The organism is Binatus sp. (SeqCode) (assembly GCF_049584895.1).
Lineage (GTDB): Bacteria > Desulfobacterota > Binatia > Binatales > Binataceae > Binatus.
On record NZ_JBAUYR010000036.1, the window covers coordinates 13,893 to 27,151 of the forward strand.

The 13,259-nt window shown below is 60.8% G+C and carries 15 protein-coding genes; 9 read left to right on the forward strand and 6 right to left on the reverse strand.

All coding sequences use genetic code 11. The annotated features are described in order from the left end of the window. Window positions 1–21 precede the first annotated feature (21 nt). A complete protein-coding gene (locus tag WB650_RS06350; RefSeq protein WP_422304381.1) occupies window positions 22–462 on the forward strand; it encodes a hypothetical protein in 441 nt (146 codons plus the stop codon). Window positions 463–616: 154 nt separating this feature from the next. Here the strand turns inward: WB650_RS06350 and WB650_RS06355 are convergent, their stop codons facing one another. The 3 genes from WB650_RS06355 to WB650_RS06365 form a co-directional block, all read right to left on the reverse strand. Further along, window positions 617–1,000, reverse strand: a complete 384-nt coding sequence (locus tag WB650_RS06355) for a hypothetical protein (RefSeq protein WP_422304380.1) — start codon at window positions 998–1,000, stop codon at window positions 617–619. A gap of 121 nt (window positions 1,001–1,121) precedes the next feature. Beyond that, window positions 1,122–2,117: an MBL fold metallo-hydrolase gene (locus WB650_RS06360; RefSeq protein ID WP_422304379.1), complete on the reverse strand. Its 996-nt coding sequence runs from the start codon at window positions 2,115–2,117 to the stop codon at window positions 1,122–1,124. Between the two features lie 76 nt (window positions 2,118–2,193). After that, window positions 2,194–2,406 carry a dodecin family protein gene (locus WB650_RS06365; protein WP_422292137.1) on the reverse strand — a complete coding sequence of 71 codons (213 nt, stop codon included), beginning with the start codon at window positions 2,404–2,406 and terminating at the stop codon, window positions 2,194–2,196. Between the two features lie 194 nt (window positions 2,407–2,600). Here WB650_RS06365 and WB650_RS06370 point away from each other — a divergent pair, with 194 nt between their 5' ends. The 4 genes from WB650_RS06370 to WB650_RS06385 all read left to right on the forward strand — a co-directional run bounded on the left by WB650_RS06370 (window position 2,601) and on the right by WB650_RS06385 (window position 6,521). After that, on the forward strand, window positions 2,601–3,671 hold the full coding sequence (locus WB650_RS06370; protein WP_422304378.1) for a GNAT family N-acetyltransferase: 1,071 nt from the start codon (window positions 2,601–2,603) through the stop codon (window positions 3,669–3,671). Window positions 3,672–3,764: 93 nt separating this feature from the next. Next, window positions 3,765–5,498 carry an N-acyl-D-amino-acid deacylase family protein gene (locus tag WB650_RS06375; RefSeq protein ID WP_422304377.1) on the forward strand — a complete coding sequence of 578 codons (1,734 nt, stop codon included), beginning with the start codon at window positions 3,765–3,767 and terminating at the stop codon, window positions 5,496–5,498. A gap of 8 nt (window positions 5,499–5,506) precedes the next feature. Then, window positions 5,507–6,175: a phosphoribosylanthranilate isomerase gene (locus WB650_RS06380; protein ID WP_422304376.1), complete on the forward strand. Its 669-nt coding sequence runs from the start codon at window positions 5,507–5,509 to the stop codon at window positions 6,173–6,175. 13 nt (window positions 6,176–6,188) lie between these two features. Further along, window positions 6,189–6,521, forward strand: a complete 333-nt coding sequence (locus WB650_RS06385; protein WP_422304375.1) for a DUF2834 domain-containing protein — start codon at window positions 6,189–6,191, stop codon at window positions 6,519–6,521. Here WB650_RS06385 and WB650_RS06390 read toward each other — a convergent pair. After that, window positions 6,518–7,990 carry an amidohydrolase family protein gene (locus WB650_RS06390; RefSeq protein ID WP_423959862.1) on the reverse strand — a complete coding sequence of 491 codons (1,473 nt, stop codon included), beginning with the start codon at window positions 7,988–7,990 and terminating at the stop codon, window positions 6,518–6,520. The genes WB650_RS06385 and WB650_RS06390 overlap by 4 nt on opposite strands. A gap of 104 nt (window positions 7,991–8,094) precedes the next feature. Here WB650_RS06390 and WB650_RS06395 point away from each other — a divergent pair, with 104 nt between their 5' ends. From WB650_RS06395 to WB650_RS06410, 4 genes are all read left to right on the forward strand, one after another. Continuing rightward, window positions 8,095–9,318, forward strand: a complete 1,224-nt coding sequence (locus WB650_RS06395; protein ID WP_422304373.1) for an ABC transporter permease — start codon at window positions 8,095–8,097, stop codon at window positions 9,316–9,318. Window positions 9,319–9,329: 11 nt separating this feature from the next. After that, window positions 9,330–10,490 (forward strand): ABC transporter permease, encoded by a 1,161-nt coding sequence (locus WB650_RS06400; protein ID WP_422304372.1) that lies wholly within the window; start codon window positions 9,330–9,332, stop codon window positions 10,488–10,490. Between the two features lie 109 nt (window positions 10,491–10,599). Further along, window positions 10,600–10,758 (forward strand): hypothetical protein, encoded by a 159-nt coding sequence (locus WB650_RS06405; protein ID WP_422304371.1) that lies wholly within the window; start codon window positions 10,600–10,602, stop codon window positions 10,756–10,758. A gap of 9 nt (window positions 10,759–10,767) precedes the next feature. Continuing rightward, window positions 10,768–11,445 (forward strand): DUF1614 domain-containing protein, encoded by a 678-nt coding sequence (locus WB650_RS06410; protein ID WP_422304370.1) that lies wholly within the window; start codon window positions 10,768–10,770, stop codon window positions 11,443–11,445. Window positions 11,446–11,573: 128 nt separating this feature from the next. Here the strand turns inward: WB650_RS06410 and WB650_RS06415 are convergent, their stop codons facing one another. After that, the gene (locus WB650_RS06415; RefSeq protein ID WP_422304369.1) at window positions 11,574–11,975 is read right to left on the reverse strand and encodes a Zn-ribbon domain-containing OB-fold protein; all 402 of its coding nucleotides are present in this window, start codon (window positions 11,973–11,975) and stop codon (window positions 11,574–11,576) included. Then, entirely contained in the window at window positions 11,972–13,129 is a 1,158-nt protein-coding gene (locus WB650_RS06420) for a thiolase family protein (RefSeq protein WP_422304368.1), read from the reverse strand. The genes WB650_RS06415 and WB650_RS06420 overlap by 4 nt, the downstream gene beginning before the upstream one ends. Between the last annotated feature and the right edge of the window lie 130 nt (window positions 13,130–13,259).

Sequence of the window (13,259 nt, forward strand, 5' to 3'; positions counted from 1 at the left end):
TCGCGGTGAGGACAAAGTACGATGGAATGGGAAAACAGCGCTCTGGGGAATCTCTTTGTGCCGGACGTTCTAACGCCCGAGCAGTTTTATGACAGCCGACGTGACGATAGCACGATTCGTCCTGTCAAAAAGCTGATGATGGCGATCCTGGAGGACGCGCTTCGTTGCTTCCAGAATAACGCCGATGCCAAGGGCGGACCGCGCAAGCGGCTGTTCAACGAAGCCGAGCAATGGCTGATTGGCGAAGGCGGAGAGGGACCGTTCTCGTTCGAGACAGTCTGCGAAACGCTCGGAATCGAGCCGCAATTTCTGCGTCGTGGACTGCGCGACTGGCGGACTCAGCAGCTTGCGGGCGTGTCGACGCGACGGCTGGCGAGGCGCTCGCCAGTAGTCCGCAGCGGACGAATCAGCGCTCCTGCGCGTCGCGATGGAAAACGCACAGCGACGGCGGTCGCGCGCTAGGCTCTCTCCGGCGCGACTCGCGCCGTGCTTAACTCTGCATAATCGAACAACGGCGCGGAATCTCTGACGAGATGCCGCGCCGTTTAATTTTTCTCAGGCCAGCGCGCCGAGGATTCTACCCTCCGCGCGTACTGGCCCTAAGCCCTCACACGTATTATTGGGGGGCTGGAGCGGGAGCGCCGCCGCCAGCCGGAGCGGTCGGACCTTTCGCTGCCATCGCTCCGCCGGGAGGAGGAGGCACGTAGCCCTTGGGCTGCGCCTGAACCCACTGCTCGCATGCAGGAATATCCTCTGCTTCGACCGACTCCTGCTGCATGATCTGCTGATCAGACCAGCCGTGCTTCTTCTCCCAGTGCACGCCAGGACATTTAACGGCGAGGTTGAAATTTCTAGCAGTTGTCGCCGCTGCGCCTGTCGGAGGCGCTGCCGTGGCACCGCCGCCGCCGCCGCTGTTGCCGCCGCTGGTACTTTCAGTCGAGCAACCGGCGATCAACAATGCCAGCCCTGTTGCCAGCACTAATCCTATGGTCCGTTTCATGGCATCCTCCTTCAATCTAGAAAACCCCTCCCACTGCCCAGCTAACATGCCTAGCCGCCGTTCGTTTAAGCAGGGCCAAAATACACCGTTGGGGAAAATTAGCAAACCCCCCGTAATTCATTTATAACGCCTGGAACACAGTTTGTTCACCCCTCTCGGAGCGCCGCGCGCGGCCTTCAAAACAGGCAAGTTCCAGGTGCGCGAGGGTTTCAAAAGTGGCCGCCATCACGTGGAATATCGGTCTTTCTTCGCCGCCAAAAACCTGTCGCGCAATTTCGAACGCTGTCTGCGGCGCTTTGCGCGTCAAATCGAGCATTTCCGCCTCTCGATACCGGTGATGCTCTATCAACTGATTCGCGCGATGACGATGGTCGTGATAGACGCCGCCATGTGCCGGCAAAACCAGCTCGACGTCGAACTTCTGCACCTTCAGCTGCGATGCGATGAAGTCGCCGAGCGGGTTGGTGCCCGCCGCATCCGGATAAATTCCGACGTGTGGCGTAATTTTGGGCAACAGGTGATCGCCGACAATCATCACCTTCTCTTTGCGTAAATAGATCACATTGTGACCCGGTGAATGCCCCGGCGTCCAGATCACCTCGAGCTCGCGATCGCCGATTTTGATTACGTCGTGATCGTCGATGTACTTGTCGGGCTGTGTGACTGGGCCGTACATCGAAGTTCCCATCCACGCCGGACGCATCCCGATCGGCGAGAATTGCTCGATCGGAAATCCGTGCTTGGCAAAAAACGCGCGCGACTCGGGACGATCGTTTGGACTTATCCTGCCGAACTCGATCATCCTGCCTGCGCGCTCGGCTTCGAGGCGATGGATATGCGTCGTGGCATGACTGCGCCGGCGAATCTCGCCTGACGCGCCGAAGTGATCGATATGATGATGCGTTGCGACCAGCGCATCGAGGTCCTCAATCTTGATGTCGAGTTCTGCGAAGGCTTCCTCGAGCGCCTTGATGCTCTCAGGGGAGTTCATCCCGGTGTCGACCAGCGTCCACGCGCCGTGACAGTCGATCAGATAAACGTTGATGATCGTCGGCCGCATCGGCAGCGGCAGAAATATTTCGTAGATACCCGGATGGACCTCAACTATTTTCGCCATTTATTACTCTCAGCGGCTGGTTTCGCATGACTTGGAAGTCCTTGCGCTCCGTCGCTTCTTTCGTGACCGCAACCGGTCACTCGTGCAGCTCGTCTTTCACCTGGAAGGTCACCTTGATTCTCACTTTCCATCGTACGACTTTGTTCGCCTCGACCAACGCGTCGATGCTCTCGACATGGGCGGTGTGGATACCTTTGATCGTGACGCCGGCCCGAGAGATTGCCAATTGTACGGCGTCTTCAACTGAGTTGGCCGAAATGCCCGTGAGGTCGATCGTTTTTTCAACCATGACACTCAACCGCTCCTGAAGGGGTGTCATTGGCGCGCGATTATTTGACGCTTCTACTGGCGCGGCGCTACGCTCACCCCTGCACACTGGTTAGCGCACGGCGTGATCTGAAACAAGGTGACCTCGCGTAAATCGGCTCTGCGACAGCCTGAATAGAAGCGTTCGATCAGTCATCGCATCGGGAGAGTCTGTAATTGTCAGTCAAAATCGAGTCGCCCGCCGGCGAAGAAGCGCTCACCGAGTTCGTACTTTTTCAGCATCGGGTTTACGAATACCGCAGTGCGCGATGGGCCGCGATGGTCGCGGTGCAGTTGCCAATCCTGATGGGCGAGGGACCGTTCGCCACCGGGCGCAAGATTCGGGCGTTCGCGGCACGGGTCGACGGCAACATCGTCGCGCGTGCCGTCGCGATTATCGACAGCCACTACCAACGTCATTGGAACGAGCAGCTCGGGCATATCGTGATGTTCGAGGCGATGCCCGGTACACGCGACGCCGTCAATCAAATGATGGACGCGGCGGCTGAGTGGATGAAGTCCAACGGCGCGACTGCAGCTCGCGCGGGTTACGGCCTGCTCGAATTTCCGTTCGTCATCGACGACTACGAAACTCTGCCGCCGGATATCGCGCGCCAGAATCCTGCTTACTATCACGCGCTGCTCAAGGACGCAGGCTTCGAAACCGAGCGCGGATGGGTCGACTATAAGATTGAAGTGACGCCGGAACTGATCGCGCGCTACGAAAGCGCACTCGAAGCGAGCCGCCGCGCAGGTTTCCAAATCGTTCCGCTGAAGGACCTGCCCGCAGCGCAGCGCGTCAGCGATTTCGAGCATACGTGGAACACTGCCTTCGCGCGTCATTGGGGTGCGACGCCGTTCACCACCGAGGAACTCACGTTCCTGTTCGACTTCTTCGCAATGTCCGGTGCGCTCGATACTTCGGTGCTCGCGTATCACGACGGCCGCCCGGTCGGCGCCCTGATGGTCACGCCTCCGAATTCCGAAGGCGCGATTCTGAAGCCGGGCCGAAAGCTCGAAGACAATGAGCGGCTGAATTTTTTGGGCATCGGGGTACTCGAAGAAGCGCGCGGCCGCGGCGTGAACCTGGCGATGGCGTCGTACTCGTATCTCCACATGATCCGCAGCGGATCGAAATATCTGAGCTACACGCTGGTGCTCGACGACAACTGGCCGTCACGCCGCACCGCAGAAAAGTTGGGCGCCAAAGTCTGCGCGAACTACGTCACGTATCGCCGCAACTTTTAGGAGCTTTAATCTCGGTTGCCCAAACGGGCCGCGATGCTGTAAGAACCAAAATAGTCGCTCGCCAACGCCCGTCTTCGAAGGAGGGATCTTTCGATGGCCGATATAGACCTTCACATCAAAGGTGGAACCGTTGTGGACGGCACCCGCGTGCCGCGATACCGCGCCGATGTCTTCATCAAGGACGGCAAGATCGCGCAAGTCGGCGGCCGTGCTCCTGGCTTCGCGAAGAAGACCATCGACGCCGGCGGCATGATCATCGCTCCCGGCTTCGTGGATTTGCACACGCACTACGACGCGCAGATTCGATGGGACCCCTACTGCACCATCTCGGGATGGCATGGCGTCACGTCGGTGGTGCTCGGCAATTGCGGGTTCGGATTCGTGCCGGTCAAGCCGGATTTTCGCGAGCGATCGATGCTCACGATGACGCGCACCGAGGCGATTCCGTACGAGTCGATGAAGGTCGGGATGAAGTGGGACTGGGAAACGATTCCGCAGTATCTCGACTCGCTCGATCGCACGGCGAAGGGCGTCAACGTAATCCAGTACCTGCCGACCTCGTCGATAATGACGTACGTGATGGGACTCGAGGCCGCCAAGACCCGGCCCGCGACGGAGGACGAACGCACCGAGATGCGCCGCATCTTCGCCGAAGGAATGGAGGCCGGCCTCGGCGGCTTCTCCGTGCAGCGGCTGGGGCCCAATTCGACACAGGCCGACTTCGACGGATCGCCGATGGTCACCGACACGATGTGCGACGAGGACATCCTGAACCTCGCGCGCGTGCTGCGCGAACGCGAAGAGGGCTTTGTCGAGATCACTCAGGCGACCGGGCATATCAAGGACGATCTCGCGTTCCTCGAACGCCTTGCCGCCGAGGCTAATCGTCCGATCCTGCACAACGTGATCGCGCCCGCGCGCCGCGATCCGACGGTTCATCAGAAAAGCATGGCGTGGCTCAAGCGATGCCGCGAGAAGGGACTGCCGATCTTCGGTCAGGCATTCACCCTCCGCACCGGCTTCGCGTTCACGCTGGAGCATTGGAATCTCTACGACGCGAGCCCGGCATGGCGCAGCGTCACTACCGGCACCAACGCGGAAAAAATCTCGAAGATGAAGCAGCCAGCGCTGCGCGAGGCGATCAAGCGCGAGCACGACGAGGCAAATCGAAAGCTCGAGGCAATCCAGGCCGGCGTCGGCGGACCGATTCGTCATCTTATTGTGACGTGGGCGGGCGACAAGCCTGAGCTCGAGAAGTACGTCGGCAAAGCGCTCGGTCAAATCGCGGCCGAGGAAAAGAAGCATGAGATCGACGTGATGCTCGATCTCTCCGTCGCCGGCGACCTCAAGGTCGAGTTCCTAGGTCCCAATCGCGGCTTCAACCCCGAGTACTACGCCGAGATGATCAACGACTCGCCCTACACGATTCCCGGCGTGTCGGACGGCGGCGCGCATACCAAGTTTTTCACCGGCGGCGCGTACACGACCGATTTTCTCGGATGGCTGGTTCGCGACGAACAACGCATCACGCTCGAAGAAGCGCACTACCGGCTGTCCGCCCTGCCCGCGCATGCGGCCGGCTTCCGCGACCGCGGCACGCTGCGCGAAGGCCTGGCGGCGGATGTCGTCGTTTACGATCTCGATCGGCTCGGGGTCGAGCCAGATTGGATCGGCGATGTCGCCCACGATTTTCCCGGCGGCGAATGGCGGCGCGTGCAGCATGCGCGTGGCTACCGCGCGATCGTCGTCAACGGCGAGATGACGTGGGACGACGGTCGATGCACGGGAGCGACACCCGGTAAACTGCTGCGCGGCGGCCGCGGATAAATTCCGCGATGGCGATCCAAATCTACAGCATGACCTCGGTGCCCGACGCGGTCGCGACCGCCGAGGCAGGCGCCGATCTGATTGGCCTGGTCATCGCAGAGCCCGGCGTCGTAGCCGAAGCGATCGGCACCGACCTGGCGCGCAAAATTCTGTCCGCGGTTCGCCCGCGCTCGCGCGGTGTAGCGCTGTCGCTGTCGGACGATCGCGACGAGATTTGCGCGATGGTCGATGCGGTGCGGCCGGACGTGCTGCACGTGGTCGCGCGTGAGATCGAGCCCGAGGACTGCGCATGGATTCGCGAGCGCATCGCGCCTGTCATGCTCCTGCGCGCGATCGCCGTTCGCGCCGGTGAAACGCTGACCGAAGCCGACGCGCATCAGGACTGCCTCGACTACCTGATGCTGGATTCAGGCGCGAAAGGCCCCCCGTATGCCGGCGCGACCGGCGAGACTCACGATTGGTCGGTGAGCCGCACGGTGGTCGAGCGCTCGCGAATCCCGGTGATCCTCGCGGGGGGACTCTCGGCTGACAACGTCGCCGACGCAATCGCCGCGGTCAAGCCGTGGGGCGTGGATTCGTTCACTCATACCGATGTCCCCGGGCATCGCGGGAAGAAGGATCCGGCGCGTGTGCGAGCATTCGTCGCCGCCGCCCAGCGCGCCTTTACGCAAACCTGAATCGGAGGACGCGATGAATCGCAAGCAGCTCGTGCTTTCAGCCGCCCTGATCGTTTTGCTGGCTATGGACGCGTACTCGGTTTATCTCTACGGCTACGTCGGTTTCTTTCGCATGATGTTCGCGAACTTCGCCAGCTTCAATGCGCTGGTTGATCTCCTGGTTGCGTTGATTCTCATCGTGATTTGGATCGGCGAGGACGCGCGCGAGCGCAATGTTTCCGCGCTGCCATACATCGTCCTCACGATCGCGGGCGGCAGCGTTGGCCCGCTGCTCTATCTGATCCGCCGCTTCGCAGACCGAACCGATTCCGCTGCTGTCGTGGCGCCGCAAGCGGTTCGCGGCTAACCGCTCTGACCCGCGAGCAGGGCAGCAGCTTCCTTCTCGACGCGCGTGCCCTTGAAAAAATTCGGGTTCGCCTCACCCCAGAAGCGCACCGGGTTGGCGAACATGAAATCGCGGAAATCGTCCTGCGTGATCAGCTCGTCCTCAACCAACTCATACGCCTCCGGCACGACGTCCTTCATGTCCGGCACGTCGAAATGCCCGATATCCGAGCCGAACAGTACATTCAGCTTCGCGCCATATGGATTCGCCTTGCGATTGAACGCGTAGGCATTGGTGGGGTCGTCGGCTTCGCAGCCAAAGTAAAAGTTGTTGACGAACAACTCGCGGATATCTTCCGCCCGCTTGATCTTGCACGCGGCGTAATCGTCGAGCTCGCGAATTCCACCGGTGGCGCCACTTTGATCGCGTTCGAGAATCGTCTCGACGCTGCCCGCCTTCTGCTCCATCTTGCCCTCGATCCACTTCCCGCCGTACTCGCGGATGAGCTGCGTGAGCATCTCGCGATTCAGGTTGGCCGGATTGGTTTCCTCGAGCGCCTCGCGATTGCGCTTCTTCCAATGACCGATCAGATCGCAGTAAAGCCCGCAGGCCCAACCGACGCCGCCTTCGAGGAAGCCCATCTTGAGTTGCGGAAAGCGGAGCGTGACGCCGCCGAGGAAAATCGCCTTGCAGACCGCTTCGCTTGCGGCGGCGAAGTGGCCGATGTGGTTGTAGACAAAATTGGTCGGCGAATTGCGCAAGCCGACGCCGCGCGATCCCGAATGGAACGTGGGCGAGATTCCCAGCTCGACGCATTTCGCCCACACCGGATCGTAGTTGTACTCGCTGTCGAGCCCGAGCATGTCGAACCAGGTCGCGAATCGCGCCGCGTCCGGCGACTTCGCGGCGACGGCGGGAATCTGCCGCCGCACCATGCTCGCCATCATCACGACTTTCAGCCCGAGTTCTTTCACCACGTATTCGAGTTCGGCGCACGCCTCTTCGGGCGTGTGCATCGGGATCACGGCCGCGGGCGTCATCCGGTCGTAAAACTCGCCGAAAAATTCCGCGATGAACCGGTTGAACGCGCGGCAGGTCGCGCGCCGCGTCTCGTCAATCGGATGAAACGGAATGCCGAGGCCGGCGGTCGGATACAGCACGGTGAAATCCATTCCGAATTCGTCGAGCCGTTCGTAAAGCAATCGCGGCAAAATCTCGGTCGCGCGATCGCGCGTGTTCTTCGTCGGCAGCGCCCAGAACGCTTCCTGCGCGCGGCGCTTGAGCTTGCGGTCATCTTCCGAGGAGGTCAGTTGCTTCGATACGCGGCCGTTGAAAGAGCGAAATCCTTCGACCGCGCGGCTGCCGCCGAATTTTTCCAACTGCTCGACGATGATCGGCCCGAACTCGAGCCAATGCCCGTCGGCGTCGATCACCGGATGCTTAAGACTCGCGCGAATCCGCTGCGCTTCTGACTGGCTGCTACTGGACATCGCTTCGCCTCCAACTTTATTTTCGAAGCTTAGTATCGAACCCACGCCGCCGCCAAGCACGACGGATTGCCTCTAGGCTGCTGGGCGCCGACGATCTAGAATTCATGCCTTTCCGGTTCGCGCGAATGTGCGTTCTGCTCGGCATCGTTTTCTGCGAGGGTAAATTGATCCCGATTCGCTACAACTTGCGGAGCCTGATGGTTCGACGCGTCACTGCCGCGATGACGGCGTCAGTGGTTGCGCTGGTCGTGATGCTGCTCTTCATTCTGTCGGGATTTGTCGCCGGCCTGCGCGCGACCGTGATGCAGAACGCGCTGCCCAACAACTGGATCGTGCTCAGCCGCGGCACCACCGACGAAGGCGGCAGTTTCATCACGCACGAGCAGTACGAGATCATCAAGAGCCGTCCGCAAATCGCGACGACTGCCGATGGCCCGGCGCTGATATCGCCGGAGATGATCACCGGCTTCAACGCAAACCCCGACGCTCCCCCGTCGCAATCGCTATTCACGTTCCTTCGCGGCGTCTATCCAGTCGCGTACCAGGTGCATCGCGGGATGCGATTGGTCAGCGGACGCTGGCCGAACGGCGGCGCCTCCGAAATGGTCGTGGGTCGCAAGCTGGCCGCGCGTTTTCCCAACCTCGCAGTCGGCAGCGATTTCAAATTCGGACCGCGCACTTTCAAAATCGTCGGCGTCTTTTCCGATCAGGACAGCGCGCACGAGTCCGAAGTGATGACCGATCTCGGCATCCTGAGCCAGGACGTCCACGTCGCCAACGGCTTCAACGTGCTGCACGTAGTACTCAAGCCTGGCACGCACGACGACTTCGCCAGGTCGCTGACGACAGACTCGAGGCTAAGGGTCGATACGATGTCGGAGCAGGAGTTTTACGCGAAACAGACGGCGTTCGTCGATCAGTTGCGCGCGCTCGGACTGATCGTCGCGCTGATTCTCGCAATCGGATCGGTATTCGGCGCGATGAACACGATGTATTCCGCGGTCGCCCGGCGCACCAGCGAAATCGGCGTGCTGCGAGTGCTGGGTTTCAGCCGATCCAACGTGCTCGTCAGCTTCGTGATCGAGAGCATCATCCTCGCGATCGCCGGCGGAATTCTCGGCGAGATTCTCGGGGTGCTGGTCGCGTATTCGACCGGCCTCAGCAGCCAGCTCATGAACGTCGGCGAGTTCATCTTCAGGTTTAGGCTGACGGTGGGCGCGTTCGTGTCGGGGATGGTCGCGGCAATCTTAATCGGCGCGCTCGGCGGATTCATGCCCGCGTGGCGCGCGTCGCGCATCCGCCTGGTCGAATCGCTGCGGTCGGTCTGAACGGGGACCTTATGTTCAATTGGATCAAATTGGTCGAGCGCAACATGCGCCGGAATTTGCGTCGCACGATTCTGACGATTCTCACCATCGCGCTGGCGACCTTCATCTACACCGTATTGGTCTCGGTGCCGGCCTCGATGGATCGCGTGGTCAAGGACGCGTCGGGCACACTGCGCCTCATAATCAACAACAAGACCGCGCCGTGGGAGGATCTGCCGGCACGCTACTGCGACGACATCAACAAGATGCCCGGCGTCGCCGCGTGCGTCGCAATCACAGGATGGCCCTCGACGTGGCGCGACGTGAGCGATCCAGTTTTCGCGGTCGGCGCCGGCCCCGAGATAAGCAGCGTGTTTCCCGACTATGCGCTGACCGAAGAACAGCGCCGGGGGAGCTTGAGAGAAAAGCGCTCCGCCATCGTCGGCGAAATTCTCATGCGCAAATATGGCTGGAAGATTGGCGACACCATCACGCTGCGGAGCGCCGACTCAGACCACATGGAGATGACCTTCGTCATCACCGGCGAGATGGCGTCCAAGCGCTATCCCAACACTTTTCTCATGCGGCGCGACTACCTGATGGCGGCGCGCAAGGCGCACGGCCTTCCCGATGAAGACATCGCGTGGAACATAATCGTGCGCGCCACCAGCAACGACACGATGGCCACGCTCGCCAAACAGATCGATGAGCATTTCGCCAACTCCGACGCTGAAACGCGGACCATGACGGAAAGCGACGCGCTGTCGTCCGGCCTCTCCGCCATCGGCAACATCCGCGCAATAGTCTTCGCGCTATGCCTGGTAGTGCTGCTGACGGTCCTGCTGATTGCAGCCAACTCCACGGTCATGATGGTTCGCGAGCAAATCAGCGACGTAGCTGTGATGCGCGCTCTAGGATTCAGCCGTAGCGCGGTAGCATTCCTGCTATTCGGTGAATGCGCCGCGATAGGACTCCTGGGTGGCATCATAGGTGCTCTTCCCGCCCTGTGGATGTTCTCCGGCGGCATAACACTAGGCGCGGCGCTAGGCGGTAACGGCGCCTTATGGGTAACACCGGCGCAAACTCTGAACGCACTGATCGCCGCACTCGTAGTAAGTCTTATAAGTGGGATAGTTCCAATCCTTGAGGCAGTCCGAATCTCACCAGCCTTGGCCTTCCGTAAAGTAGTCTAGCGAGGCTGGACTATACTTAAGAAACGGGAACTCGCTCTCCGCGGCAGCGGTCTCGGCTGGACGCCTAAGTCAGAGAGTCAGATGGGGACGCAGACCTTTCGATTCTGCATTGATCGGCGGCGCTATCTTTACCACGATCGCTTTCTCGATCGGCAACGCGCTGATACTCGCAGTGCGAATCCCTGCCGAAGAGCGCGCGATGGGCGGCCGTTATGCCGACGCGCTGGGCTCACGCCGCCGCTTCTTTCCTGGTCTGCCACACGGCTAAGATAGCCGGGTGTTCTTCGCACCGTTCCTCTTCTTTTACGCGATCATCTTCTTTCTCGTCCTTGCGTTCTTCTTCGTCCTGCTCGAAATCCACGTCATCAACTACGCGTTCGTGACGCTGGGCCTGCCGCCTGAGTTGGCCTTCATGGCGCTGCTCGTGAGTCTGATTGGCAGTTACATCAACATTCCCATCACGCGCGTCGCCAACAGCCAGCCGCATCACGCCGAAGTGGTCCGCAGTTTCGGCATTCGCTACCGGGTGCCGACTCGCTACGCCACCGATTCGACCATCGTCGCGGTGAATGTCGGCGGCGCGATCGTCCCCGTACTCATCTCGCTGTATCTCCTGATGCAGATACCTTCGATAATCGTGCCTGCACTGATCGGAATCGCGATCGTTACCGCTGTCGTCCATCGTTTCGCGATACCGGTGCCCGGTCTGGGAATCGCGACCCCGATGCTGATACCGCCTATCGTCGCCGCGCTATGCGGCTACTTTCTCGGCTCGTCGCAGCACCATCGCGACGCGGTCGCGTTCATCAGCGGCGTGGTCGGCACGCTCATCGGCGCCGACTTGCTCAACCTGCGCAAGTTGCGCGATTTGGGCGCGCCGGTCGCATCGATCGGCGGGGCAGGCACTTTCGACGGAATATTCCTTACGGGAATCGTCGCCGTTCTACTGGCGTAATCTCATCTGTCCGATTCTTCGAACGCTGTCGCGGCGATCGCGGAGAAGTCGATTAAATTATCTGCGATCGCGATCTTCGCGAATCATCGTTTGATCACTTTCCCTCTCCAGAGGTTGGAAGCGACGCATCACGCGGGCTTGAACTTCACCAGCGTGTGGTCGGGCGTTACGTCGTCGAAGAAAACCTGCACCGGCATCTCGACGCGCACCTGATCTGGCGGCGCGACGATGTTCGTTGTCATGCGCGGGCCTTCGGCCAGCTCGACAATTGCCAGCACATAAGGCGCGTCAGCGAACGCGCGGCTCGACGCTCGCCGCACGACGGTATAGCTGTAGACTTTGCCGCGGCCGCTGACGCGCTCCCACGTAAGCTTGTCCGCGAAACATTTAGGGCATCGATCACGCGGATAGTAGACGTACTCGCGGCATGCGCCGCATCGCTGAATCGTCAATTCGTGGCGGCGCGCCGCTTCCCAGAAAGGACGGCTGGTCGGCGATGGCTTCGGAAGCGGTTTGTAGTATTCGCTCATGATCTACGCTCCAGCACGAGACTTGCCTGCTCGCTCATGATTCCGCCGTTGCCGTTGACGTAGCCGAGCGCAGCATTTTTGACCTGCCGTTCACCGCCGCGCCCCATCAACTGACGAATCGCTTCGGTCACGTGACTCATTCCGCCGGCGAGCCCCGGCTGTCCGAACGACAACTGCCCGCCATGCGTGTTGCACGGAAAATCGCCCGCGTAGGTCAGGTCATGCTCCGCGACGAACGGCCCGCCCTGCCCTTTCTTGCAGAAGCCCGCATCCTCGAGTGTGACGATCACCGTGATGGTGTAGCAGTCGTACGGACAGACGAGGTCCATGTCCTTCGGCTGCAAGCCCGCCATCTTGAACGCGTTCTCTGCGGCCGGCTTGATCGGCGACGTCGTGATCGATGGCGCGTAGGTGATCGTCGAATGGTTGGCCGCCTCGCCCGCGCCCAGCAGCCATATCGGTGGATTCTTCGAGCGCTTCGCCACCTCGGGCGACGCGACAATTATCGCAGCGCCTCCGCTCACCGGACTCACGATTTCATACAGATGAAGAGGATCGACGATCATCCGCGAGTTCAGCACATCGTCAATCGTAAGCGGCTTGTCGTTGAACGTCGCGAGCGGATTCTTGAGCGCGTTGGTTCTCTGATCGACCGCGACCTTCGCCATCTGACGCGCGGTAGTGCCGTACTCATGCATATGGCGATGAGCGATCATTGCGTAGCCGCAGTTGGCGCCGATATTTCCGTAGGGCGCCTCGAATTCGCGCTGCACCGACACGACCGGCGGGCGCTGGTCGCCGGCCTTGTTCAAATCCGCGACGATGCAGAGCACCGCGCCGCACATCCCGGCGTCGATCGCAGCCGCCGCTCGCCAGATCATCCCGGCCGGACTCGCGCCGCCGATATCGACCTGGTTCAGCATCCGCAGGTTGAGCCCGAGCACTTCGGCCGCACTCGCCGGATAAATCATTCCCGGATCCGAGAACGGCACGCCGACCAGGAATCCGTCGATGTCTTTTTTCTCCAGCCCCGCGTCCGCGATCGCCTCGGCCGCGACTCGCGCCATCAATCCGAGTGCGGTCAGGTCGCCGGGTTCCTTGACCGGTTTGAGTTCGCCAATTCCAATCGCCGCGGCTTTTCCCTTGAGGCTCATCGCATTGACTCCCGCGTTTACGTTTTCTCGATTACGCTTACCACAAATCGCGGCCCGCGAGTCTGCCGCCCGGCAGTTCATTTCGTCGAAAAATTCTTATACGGTGGTTCGTTCGAGGTGCTTTCAACCA

Excerpts from the sequence above, each read along its gene's own strand:
- WB650_RS06420 (WP_422304368.1), bottom strand. The coding sequence starts at position 13,129 with ATGAGCCTCAAGGGAAAAGCCGCGGCGATTGGAATTGGCGAACTCAAA.
- WB650_RS06400 (WP_422304372.1), top strand. The coding sequence starts at position 9,330 with ATGTTCAATTGGATCAAATTGGTCGAGCGCAACATGCGCCGGAATTTG.
- WB650_RS06380 (WP_422304376.1), top strand. The coding sequence starts at position 5,507 with ATGGCGATCCAAATCTACAGCATGACCTCGGTGCCCGACGCGGTCGCG.
- WB650_RS06395 (WP_422304373.1), top strand. The coding sequence starts at position 8,095 with ATGCCTTTCCGGTTCGCGCGAATGTGCGTTCTGCTCGGCATCGTTTTC.
- WB650_RS06360 (WP_422304379.1), bottom strand. The coding sequence starts at position 2,117 with ATGGCGAAAATAGTTGAGGTCCATCCGGGTATCTACGAAATATTTCTG.
- WB650_RS06375 (WP_422304377.1), top strand. The coding sequence starts at position 3,765 with ATGGCCGATATAGACCTTCACATCAAAGGTGGAACCGTTGTGGACGGC.
- WB650_RS06385 (WP_422304375.1), top strand. The coding sequence starts at position 6,189 with ATGAATCGCAAGCAGCTCGTGCTTTCAGCCGCCCTGATCGTTTTGCTG.
- WB650_RS06365 (WP_422292137.1), bottom strand. The coding sequence starts at position 2,406 with ATGGTTGAAAAAACGATCGACCTCACGGGCATTTCGGCCAACTCAGTT.
- WB650_RS06390 (WP_423959862.1), bottom strand. The coding sequence starts at position 7,990 with ATGTCCAGTAGCAGCCAGTCAGAAGCGCAGCGGATTCGCGCGAGTCTT.
- WB650_RS06350 (WP_422304381.1), top strand. The coding sequence starts at position 22 with ATGGAATGGGAAAACAGCGCTCTGGGGAATCTCTTTGTGCCGGACGTT.
- WB650_RS06415 (WP_422304369.1), bottom strand. The coding sequence starts at position 11,975 with ATGAGCGAATACTACAAACCGCTTCCGAAGCCATCGCCGACCAGCCGT.
- WB650_RS06355 (WP_422304380.1), bottom strand. The coding sequence starts at position 1,000 with ATGAAACGGACCATAGGATTAGTGCTGGCAACAGGGCTGGCATTGTTG.